This window comes from Veillonella sp. DNF00869, from assembly GCF_001553345.1.
Classification (GTDB): domain Bacteria; phylum Bacillota; class Negativicutes; order Veillonellales; family Veillonellaceae; genus F0422.
The window spans coordinates 62,674-62,918 of record NZ_KQ960769.1; positions in this window are offsets into that span (position 1 = coordinate 62,674).

Here is a 245-nt window from a genome sequence, read left to right on the forward strand (position 1 = left end):
TAACTAAATAGAAGCAAAGGGAAGAGCACGGCATACCCCTCACAAACGATATTTCATAATGTATCGTCACTTGTGATGCTATTCAGTCTGTGTTATTCGTAACTGAATAAGATAAAGGGAAGACCGTAACACACCCCTTCTCAAACTATACAGTGGTTATGTTTGTTCAGGGGTATGTTACGGTCTTCTTGTATTTGTGTAATTCGAGTAGTAATGGAACGCCACAAAGGCTACTACTCGTAACG